Consider the following 9,881-nt stretch of genomic DNA (forward strand, 5'->3'; position numbering starts at 1 on the left):
TTACGTAACGGGTCAGACCCGTCACGTAACGGTCGGGGTGAGCGCCGTGAGGGCGGCCGAGGTCACGTCGTCGAAGCGCTCGACGAGCTTCGCGAGCCACGCCGGGTCGTCGTCGGCGAACGCGGCGCGAACTTGCGCGCGGATCGCATCGGCGTCGGGTCCGGACGGATCGCCGTGGGCGTGGAGCCAGGCATCGGCGCGCAACGACTGCATCACCGTGATGGTGTCGACGGTGCCGAACTCGAGCGCTGCCGCGGTGACCTCGACGTCGGGGACCCATCCATCGATCGCCGCGAGCCAGTCGCCGTCGAGCGATGCCGACACGCTCTCGCCGTCGCGCATCGAGCGCACCTCGCCCCACCAGGCGGTCCCGCGCTCGTAGCCCGGATCCCCGCCCGTTTCGTGCGAGATCAGCTCGCCGTGACCCCACGGACCGAGCCCGGTGTGCAGGTCGATCAGTCCCAGTCGACGTGCCGACCCGGCGATCTCCGAGAAGTGATCTGCGAGCCAGCGGTGCGACCAGACCGGCCCGGATCCGCCGTGGAACACGCCGGTCGGATGGGTGTACTGGCCCGAACTCACGATCTCCTGGAAGCGGTCGAACCCGACCTCGCCGGCGACCTCGAGGAGCGCGTGCGTCGTGGCGGCTCGGGACTCCTCGTCCCAACTCTCCGGCACGAGGAGGTGGGCGACCTCGCCGTAGGCGTCGTTGGTCGGTGGCTGCGTCCAGTCGACGAAGTTCCGGTTGAGATCCACGTTGTCCTCGTTGACCCGACGGACCCAGGAGAAGCCGATCGGATTCAGTGCGTGGATCAGCACGACGCGCACGCCCGGCGGCCGTTGACCAGCCCGTGACTCGAGCCACCAGCGCTGAAGCGCGGAGCCGGCGTACCCCTCGACGCCGTGCGTCCCGGAGACGATCACGAGAACCGAATCGGCGTCGACGGGTCCGACGGTCATGACGTCGATCGCGAGTTCCTCGTCCTCTCGGCCGGCCGAGGGGTGGACGAACGAGAGCGGTTCGGCGCCCACGCGGTCAGCTGCAGCGAGCACGGCGCTGCGGGCCTCTCGGTAGGTCGCGGCGAGGTGCGGTCGGTCGGAAGCTCTGTCAGCGGCCATGCCCCGATGTTCCCAGATCGGGCGCGTGGATCGCTCCTCCGCATGCCGAGTGCGTGTCGGTCGGAGTCCACGACGTACCGTTCAGGGATGGCATTGAACCCGGACGCTGTCGGCTCTACCTCTGATCCCGTCGAGGCGACGTGGGACAGTCGCGACGCCTTGCTCTATGCGGTCGGAATCGGCGCCGGCCACGAAGAACTCGAGTTCACGACCGAGAACACCGACGGCGTCGACCAGCGCGTGTTCCCGACCTTTCCCGTCGTCATCGGTTGGGGTGCCGGATCTGCGATGGGCAAGGTCGGCAGCTTCGATCCGACCCAACTGGTGCACGGCAAGCAGGCGATCACCTTGCACCGACCGATTCCCGTCAGCGGCACGGTCACCCTCACCGGTGAGATCACCGGGATGTTCGACAAGGGCAAAGCTGCCGTCATCGAGTCGGCGACGACTGCGACGCTCGGCGGTGAACCGCTGTACACGAACACGTCGTCGGTGTTCATCCGCGGTGCGGGTGGCTTCGGCGGTGAACGTGGGACCTCGGGACCGCAGAACGTCCCACCGGAACGCAGCGCCGACCACGAGGTCACCTATGCGACCGCTCGTGATCAGGCGTTCGTGTACCGTCTCTCCGGTGATCGGAACCCGCTGCACACCGACCCCGCCTTCGCGGCGATGGGCGGTTTCGACACTCCGATCCTGCACGGACTCTGCACGTACGGCTTCACCGGCCGCGCGCTGCTCCACGCGTTGTGCGACAGCGACCCGACCCGCTTCACCCACATCGAAGGTCGTTTCGCATCGCCGGTGTTCCCCGGAGAATCGCTGACGATTCGCATGTGGGAGATCGAGTCGGGGCAGGCCGTGTTCACCACCAGCGCAGGCGAAGGTGACACCGAACGTCTCGTGATCGACCAGGGTCTGCTCCGGTACTCCTGACGGCCGATGGATCCCGACCGCGAGAACCCCGTCTCGGCGTGCCCTGATGTCTGACACGACCGATCGCGACCTGACCGAGGTCGACGTCTGCGAGGTGATCCTCGCCGCCGGGCTCGCAGACGAAGCCGCCGTTGCGGAGGCACGGGTACGAGCCGACGACATCGGATCCCGGCCCGAGACGCTCTTGCTCGCCGATGCGACGGTGGGCCGCCTCGATCTCGCTCGCGCGCTCGCATCGGCGTGGGAGGTCCCGTTCTGCGACCTCTCGTCCACGGAGTGGGACGACGCGTTGGTGCACCGTTTCGAAGCGCGCCGCCTCGTCGCCGAGGGGTGGTTCCCGATCGGTCCGGGCGAGGGCGAGTCGGTCGTCGTCGCGACGGCGAGCCCACCGACGGCCGAGCGGCGACGGGTCCTCGAGGCGGTCCTCGAGCGACCGGTCGAGCTCCACGCCACGACCGAATGGGACGTCGAAGGCGCAGTGCTCCATGCATTCGAGGAGGAGATCCTCGACGACGCGTGCCTCGGACTCTGGCGACATGCGTCCGACCAGTCGGCGCGCACCGTCCTCAACTCCTCCCAACGGATCCTGTTCGTCGTCGGGTTGATCCTCGGGCTCGTCGCCGTCATCGCCTTCACCCGCGACACGTTCATCGTCGTCTCGTCCCTCGTGGGGGTCGGGTTCCTCGTGAGCGTCGCGTTCAAGTTCTGGGTGTGTTTCGTCGGCGCGCGCCTGGAACGGGAGGATGCGATCAGCGCCGAGGACGTCGCCGCGCTGCAGGACTCCGAGCTGCCGATGTACACCGTGCTCGTGCCGGTGTTCCGTGAGGCGAACGTCGTCGCCGATCTCGTCGCGAACCTCGGAGCGCTCGACTACCCACGCGACCGGCTGCAGATCCTGCTGCTCCTCGAGGAGAACGACACCGAGACGATCGAGGCGGCCAAAGCGTCGAACCCTCCTGCGACGATCACCTTCGTCGTCGTTCCCGCCGGCCAACCCCAGACGAAGCCGAAGGCGTGCAACGTCGGGCTGTTCTTCGCCAAGGGTGAGTTCCTGGTGATCTTCGACGCCGAGGATCGGCCCGACCCCGATCAGCTGAAGCAGGCGGTGATCGCCTTTCGGCGCGGCGACGACTCGATGGTGTGCGTCCAGGCGGCGCTGAACTACTGGAACGCCGAGGAGAACGCTCTGACCAGGATGTTCACGCTGGAGTACAGCTTCTGGTTCGACTACATGCTTCCGGGGCTCGATGCGTTGAAACTGCCGATTCCGCTCGGCGGGACCTCGAACCACTTCCGCACCGAGGCGCTGCGGCGGCTCGGAGGCTGGGATCCGTTCAACGTCACCGAGGACGCCGACCTCGGAATTCGGGCGTCGGCGTTGGGCGAACACGTCGGCGTCATCCGCTCGACGACCTTCGAGGAGGCGAACGCGGCCTACGGGAACTTCATCCGTCAGCGGTCACGGTGGATCAAGGGCTACATGCAGACGACCCTGGTACACCTGCGCCATCCGCTCCAGCTCGTGCGCACGGTCGGGTTGCGTCAAGCGCTGTCGTTCGCCCTGCTCATCGGGGGAACCCCGCTCGCGTTCCTCTGCACGCCACCGCTGATCGCGCTCCTCATCGTGACGTTGCTGTCGTCACCCGACCAGATCTCGGAGTACATGCCCGGATGGGTGCTGTGGGCCGGCCTCGTCAACCTCCTCGTCGGGAACGCGCTGATGGTGTACGTCTCGATGATGGGAGCGTTCCGTCGCCGTCGGTACCGATTGGTGCTGTGGGGACTGCTCAACCCCGTCTACTGGCTGCTCCACGCGATCGCGGCTTACAAGGCGCTCTGGCAGCTGGTGTTCAAGCCGCACTACTGGGAGAAGACCACCCACGGGTTGAGTACGGTCGGCCACGCACCTGCCGACGAACCGGTGGCGACGTGAGGGTGGCCGCATGACGACCGCGACGATGTCCGGGGTGCTCGACGCCGACGTGACACTGCGGCCACGGTGGCCGTCGACGCGTGGACGGCGATGGCTCCTCCGTCTCGCCCTCGGTGTGCCGTTCGTGATCCTGGCGCTGGTCGCCGATGCGCGGGGCATCGTCAGCCTGAGCAACGAACAACTCGAGGTCGCCGGGAAGACGATCGATTGGGGCGACGACCGGTTCGACTTCCTCGGCAACGTGTATCCACCGATCCCCACGGCTGTCGCCGCGTTGTTGCCGGGCGGTGCACTCTGGTCGGGTCTCGTGGGAGCGCTCGCGGCCGGCGTCGTGCTCCAGGTGCTCGCCGAGCGATTGCGCATCCGTGACGTGGCTCCGCTCGCACTCACGTTGCTCGTCGCCTCCGTCGGTGCGACTCCGGCGTTCGCCTATCTGTCGACGCAGGACCTGGCGGGATTCCTCGGGATGGCGTTGTTCGCACTCGCGCTCGCGGGTCTGCTGCGCTTCGCGGTCGACGGTGACACCGAAGGAGGGTTCCAGTGCGGGCTCGCGCTGGGCGTGGCAGCGATGTGCGATCCGGCAACGGTCGTGTACGCGACGTTCTTCGCGACCGCGGCCCCGCTCGTCGCCTGGCGTCGGTACCGGGGCCAGCCCGGTGCGATCTCCGCGACGTTCGCGGTCGTCGTGTTCCCGGCGGCCGCCGCGATGCTGGGCTGGGCGTTCCTCGAATGGCAGTTCACCGGCGAGATCTTCGCCTCGGTCCGGGCCCAGGACGATTTCCTCGCCTTTCCCGACGGCGTCTTCGGGACGCTGCTGCTCGAGTTCGTCGACGTGATCCGCCGTGTCGCGATCACGCCGGTGTTCGTGATCACCGCGATCCTGATCGCGAGGCGGCGACCGATCGCGCTGGGCGGACCGTTGATGGCGCTGCTCTCGTTGACGGTCGCGCAGTGGCTCGGGTTCAACCTCGGGACCGGCCAGACGCTGGTGATCATCGCGAGCATCGGCGTGATGACCGTGCCCGAACGACCCAGCCGGAACGTGACGATCCTGCTCGCGTGTGCATCCGTGGTGCAGATCGCACTCAGCTGGATTCCGTGGCGTCCGTCGCTCCCTGTGACCCAGTTCGTCGAGCAACTCTTCGCCTGAGCGCGACGTGACGGGTCAGACCCGTTTCGTGACGGCGACGAGGTGGTCGACGACCTGGTCGAGGGGGACGTCCTCGCGATCGCCGGTGCGCCGATCCTTCACTTCCATCGTCGGCTCGTCGTCGGCGACGCCGCGGCCGGCCACAGCGATCGTGGGGATCCCGATCAGTTCCGCGTCCTTGAACCGCACGCCGGGGGAGACCTTGACCCGGTCGTCGAACAACACTCGCAGTCCGCGCGCTTCCAACTCGGCGGCGATCTTCTCGGCGGCCTCGCGCTGCGGACCGCCTTCCTTGCCCGCCATCACCAGGTGCACGTCGGCCGGTGAGATCTCTCGCGGCCAACACAGCCCGATGTCGTCGCTCGTCGCCTCGGCGATCGCCGCGAGACAGCGGGTGACGCCCACGCCGTAGGAGCCCATCGTCGGGGTGGCCGGCTTGCCGTCCTCGCCCTGGACCCACAGGTCGAGCGCTTCGGCGTACTTCCGTCCGAGTTGGAAGATGTGGCCGATCTCGATCCCGCGCGCGATCTCCACGTCGGATCCACAGGCCGGACACGTGTCGCCCGGCAGGATCTCGGCCGCCTCGATCACGCCGTCGGGGGTGAAGTCGCGTCCTGCCGTGAGCCCGATCACGTGGCGCCCGTGTGCGTCGGCGCCGGTGACCCAGGCGGTACCGGTGACGATGCGCGGATCGACCAGGTAGCGGATCCCCGTCGCATTCTGCTCGCCGAGCACGCCGGGGCCGATGTACCCCTTGGCGAGACTCGGGTACTTGGCGAAGTCTGCTTCCGTGAACGGCTCGGCCTCGGCGGGAGCGACGACCGCTTCCAGCCGCTTCATGTCGACGTCACGATCACCGGGGATGCCGATTGCGAGCGGCTCGACGGTGCCATCCGGGTGCTTCAGCGTGACGACGAGGTTCTTCAACGTGTCGGCCGCCGACCAGTCCCGATCCGGGAGCCGCAACGACGCGTCCGCGTTGATGAAGTCGACGAGCGTCTCGATCGTCGGAGTCCCCGGGGTGTCGTGCACGATCGCTTCGGGGAGCCCGTCGAGCGGGACGTCATCCGGAACCGGCGTGGTGACCGCTTCGACGTTGGCCGCATAGTCACAGTTCGTGCAGCGGATGTAGGTGTCCTCGCCGACGTCCATCGGTGACAGGAACTCCTCGGACTTCGATCCGCCCATCGCACCCGACATCGCGGACACGATCACGTACGGCAAACCCATCCGATCGAACAGGTCGATGTACGACTGCCGGTGGGCGGCGTATGACTCGTCGAGACCGGCATCGGTGAGGTCGAAGCTGTACGAGTCCTTCATCACGAACTCGCGTGTGCGGAGCAGACCGGCACGCGGGCGCGCCTCGTCGCGGTACTTCGTCTGGATCTGATAGAGGCTGACGGGCAGATCCTTGTACGACGCCGCGATGTCCTTGACCATCAGCGTGAACATCTCCTCGTGCGTCGGAGCGAGAAGGAAGTCGGCGCCCTTGCGGTCCTGGAGACGGAACAGGTTGTCGCCGTACTCGGTCCAGCGTCCGGTCGTCTCGTACGGCTCGCGGGGGAGGAGCGCGGGAAAGTGGACCTCCTGGAACCCGGCCTTGTTCATCTCGTCGCGCACCATGTTCTCGACGTTGCGGTACACCTCCCACCCGAGCGGGAGCCACGAGAACCCGCCGGGCGCGGCGCGGCGGATGTAGCCGGCGCGCACGAGGAGGCGATGGCTCGCGACCTCGGCGTCGGCGGGGTCGTCACGCAAGGTCTTCACGAACAGGTTCGACATCCGGAGCACGGAGCGAACCTACCCTGCCCGGTTTCACGCGGCACCGGACGTTCCCGTGTTCCTCCTCCGACCGGGAGGATCCGCTGCTATCATCGAACATCGCAAATTGGTTTCGTGACCAAGGCGTGGGGCTTCTGCCTCACGCCTTGTTTGTTGAATGAGCCAGGAAACCGACCGAGAATCGGAACAGAGAGGAGGCAGATCGACATGGCAACAGAACTCGAACGAGTGCGTGAACTGGTCGAACCGATCGCCTCCGATCTCGACCTCGACCTCTACGACGTGGAGCGCCGCAGCAAGGTGTTGCGGATCACGATCGACACTCGGGCCGGTTCCGACGACGGCATCAGCCTCGACACGCTGTCACTCGCAACGCGGTTGATCAGCCGAGAGTTGGATCACGAAGATCCCATCTCGAGTGCGTACACGCTCGAGGTCACCAGTCCCGGGCTCGAACGGCCGCTGCGGACACCCGCCCATTTCCAACGTGAGATCGGCAAGGACATCACCGTCCGCCTGACGGGCCACGCGGTCGCCGAGGGTGAGTCTCGCCGTCTGGACGGCAAGCTCGTCGCCGCCGATGACACCACCGCCACGGTCTTGACCACCGCAGGCGAGGAGCGCACGATCGACATCGACGCGGTCGACAAAGCGCGCACCGTGTTCGACTGGTCGCCGAAGCCGAAACCCGGCAAGGGTCCGGGGAACACGAAGAACAAGCAGTCGAAGAATCCGCAGAAGAGCAACAAGGAGAAGCAGCAGTCGTGACGAATCTCGACATGAGCGAAGCCATCTCGATGTTGGCCCAGGAGAAGGGCCTCACCGAGGACGCCCTGCTCCACGTGCTGGTCGACGCCCTCGCGTCGGCCTACAAGCGCCGCCCCGACGCCGCCGACGAGGTCGTCGTCGAAGTCAATCCCGAGACGATGGAGTTCTCGTTCATCGCCTACGACGTCGACGAGGACGGCAACTGGATCAACGAGCGCGACGACACGCCGCGCAAGGAAGAGATGGGTCGCATCGCAGCCCAGACCTTCCGCCAGGTCATGAGCCAGCGGATCCGTGAGGTCGAGTCCGATCGCAAGTTCGAGGAGTACGCGAACCGCGAGGGCGACATCGTCACCGGCATCATCCAGCGCACCGATGCGCGCTACACGCTGCTCGACCTCGGCCGCGCCGAGGCGCTGCTCCCGCAGGCCGAGCAGGTTCCGTTCGAGCGTCCCGCCCAGGGCGAGCGCCAGAAGGCGTACATCGTCGAGGTCCGGCGCACGCCGAAGGGCCCGCAGATCGTCGTCTCACGGACGCACCCCGGATTGATCAAGCGACTCTTCGAGCTCGAAGTGCCCGAGATCGCCGAAGGCATCGTCGAGATCAAGGCCTGCGCCCGCGAGCCCGGTCACCGCACGAAGATCGCCGTCTGGTCGAACGACCACAACGTCGACCCGGTCGGCGCGTGCGTCGGTGCCCGTGGCGGTCGAGTCCGGATGGTCGTCAACGAGATGCGCGGCGAGAAGATCGACATCGTGCCGTTCTCCGAAGATCTGCCCGACTTCGTCGCCAAGGCGTTGTCGCCGGCGAAGGTCACCCAGGTGATCATCTCCGACGACGCCACCCAGGCCGACGTCATCGTGCCTGATCACCAGCTCAGCCTGGCGATCGGCCGCGAAGGCCAGAACGCACGGCTCGCCGCTCGCCTCACCGGCGTTCGCGTCGACATCCGTTCCGAGACGCAGCTCGCCGAAGGTATCCCCTCCGGCGGCCGCGACGCCGAGGACGTGGACTACGCCGACGGACAGTGGGTCGCCAACAAGGAGACCGGCGAGATGGAGTGGCACGCCAGCGACGGCACCGTCATCTCCGAGTCGGCATGGCAGGACCAGCAGGCCGCGGAAGCAGCCGCACAACGCCAAGCCAACCGCGAGGCCGAAGACGCCGCCATCGCCGCCGAAGCAGCGGGCGAGAAGCCCGCAGCCGACGCCGCCGACGCGTCCGACCAGGAAAGCGCCGGCGACGCGGCCGGCGCCGAGGCCGACCAGCCGGAAAGTCCGACCGATGACTCCGAGGCATCGACGATCGAAGCGGGTTCGAGCGATTGATTCACACGTACCCGTCCGCAGCTGCATCGGTTGTCGCCGGCGCCGTCCGCAATCCGAACTCGTTCGGATCACGCGCACGGTGGACGACGACGCGCCGGTATCTCTCGTGGTCGACGGCCCGAGCAGCGGACGTGGTGCATGGTTGTGCCGGATCGAAGGCACTCGCTCGGACGCCCAGTTCAGCGTGGTCGAGGCGTGCCTCGATCGGGCGCTGTCACAACAGCAATTCAGCCGGGCCTGGCGCACACGTGTCGGCCCGGACGACGTCGAGGCCATCCGTGCCGCGCTTCGACGAGACGAACAACCCACCAGCTGATCGATGCAGTGGTGAGGGAATGACGACAGGGAAAGGTTGAATCGAAACGTGCCTGCGAAGAAGATCCGCGTCCACGAGCTCGCGAAAGAGCTCGGAATGACCAACAAAGAGGTGCTCGACCTTGCCGGAGCTGCGGGGGTCGCAGCGAAAGCGCCGTCCTCGTCACTGCAAGAGGCATACGCCGACATGCTGCGGCGTCGCGCCGAGCGTGAGGGGCTGACTCGCGACGAGCAGCCCGAAGAGCCGAAGCCGGTGAAGAAGGCGGTCAAGAAGAAGGCCGCGGCCAAGCAGAAGGCAGCGGCCAAGAAGGCGCCCGCCAAGAAGAAGGCAGCAGCGAAGAAGGCGGCCGCCACAGATGAGCCCGCTGAGTCGACCACCGAGGACGACGCCGGCACGAAGACCGACCCGGCGCCCGAACCGACGGCGCCCGTCGAATCGGCGCCTCCTGCGTCCGGGGCCACCGCTCCGACACCGCCTGCGGAACCGCAGGCCGAGACCCCGGCTCCGGCCGACGAAGCCGCACCTGCCGCCGAACAGACCCCGCCG

The 9,881-nt window shown here is 67.2% G+C and carries 9 protein-coding genes; 7 read left to right on the forward strand and 2 right to left on the reverse strand.

Going from position 1 to position 9,881, the window contains the following annotated elements:
- Positions 1–21: 21 nt before the first annotated feature.
- Positions 22–1,119: a M14 family metallopeptidase gene (locus ON45_RS12385; protein ID WP_051062978.1), complete on the reverse strand. Its 1,098-nt coding sequence runs from the start codon at positions 1,117–1,119 to the stop codon at positions 22–24.
- A gap of 87 nt (positions 1,120–1,206) precedes the next feature.
- On the opposite strand from ON45_RS12385, the gene ON45_RS12390 reads away from it, so the two are divergent.
- The 3 genes from ON45_RS12390 to ON45_RS12400 are packed head-to-tail and all read left to right on the forward strand — an operon-like array spanning position 1,207 to position 5,138.
- Positions 1,207–2,055 carry a MaoC/PaaZ C-terminal domain-containing protein gene (locus tag ON45_RS12390; protein WP_040494301.1) on the forward strand — a complete coding sequence of 283 codons (849 nt, stop codon included), beginning with the start codon at positions 1,207–1,209 and terminating at the stop codon, positions 2,053–2,055.
- 46 nt (positions 2,056–2,101) lie between these two features.
- Positions 2,102–3,988, forward strand: coding sequence for a glycosyltransferase (locus ON45_RS12395; RefSeq protein ID WP_051062979.1), 1,887 nt, complete (start codon positions 2,102–2,104; stop codon positions 3,986–3,988).
- A gap of 10 nt (positions 3,989–3,998) precedes the next feature.
- Entirely contained in the window at positions 3,999–5,138 is a 1,140-nt protein-coding gene (locus tag ON45_RS12400) for a hypothetical protein (protein WP_040494302.1), read from the forward strand.
- Positions 5,139–5,153: 15 nt separating this feature from the next.
- On the opposite strand, the gene ON45_RS12405 is transcribed toward ON45_RS12400, so the two are convergent.
- On the reverse strand, positions 5,154–6,923 hold the full coding sequence (locus ON45_RS12405) for a proline--tRNA ligase (protein ID WP_040494308.1): 1,770 nt from the start codon (positions 6,921–6,923) through the stop codon (positions 5,154–5,156).
- 207 nt (positions 6,924–7,130) lie between these two features.
- Here ON45_RS12405 and rimP point away from each other — a divergent pair, with 207 nt between their 5' ends.
- The 4 genes from rimP to ON45_RS12425 all read left to right on the forward strand — a co-directional run.
- On the forward strand, positions 7,131–7,691 hold the full coding sequence (rimP, locus tag ON45_RS12410) for a ribosome maturation factor RimP (protein ID WP_051062980.1): 561 nt from the start codon (positions 7,131–7,133) through the stop codon (positions 7,689–7,691).
- Positions 7,688–9,019 carry a transcription termination factor NusA gene (nusA, locus tag ON45_RS12415; protein ID WP_241432201.1) on the forward strand — a complete coding sequence of 444 codons (1,332 nt, stop codon included), beginning with the start codon at positions 7,688–7,690 and terminating at the stop codon, positions 9,017–9,019. Before rimP ends, nusA begins: the two co-directional genes overlap by 4 nt.
- Complete coding sequence (locus tag ON45_RS24090) at positions 8,976–9,335, forward strand: YlxR family protein (RefSeq protein WP_083914879.1); 360 nt, start codon at positions 8,976–8,978, stop codon at positions 9,333–9,335. Before nusA ends, ON45_RS24090 begins: the two co-directional genes overlap by 44 nt.
- A gap of 48 nt (positions 9,336–9,383) precedes the next feature.
- Positions 9,384–9,881: translation initiation factor IF-2 N-terminal domain-containing protein (locus ON45_RS12425; protein ID WP_040494305.1), on the forward strand; the 498-nt coding region annotated here is incomplete at its 3' end.

Origin of the sequence: Ilumatobacter nonamiensis YM16-303, assembly GCF_000350145.1 — a bacterium.
GTDB classification, from domain to species: Bacteria; Actinomycetota; Acidimicrobiia; order Acidimicrobiales; family Ilumatobacteraceae; genus Ilumatobacter_A; species Ilumatobacter_A nonamiensis.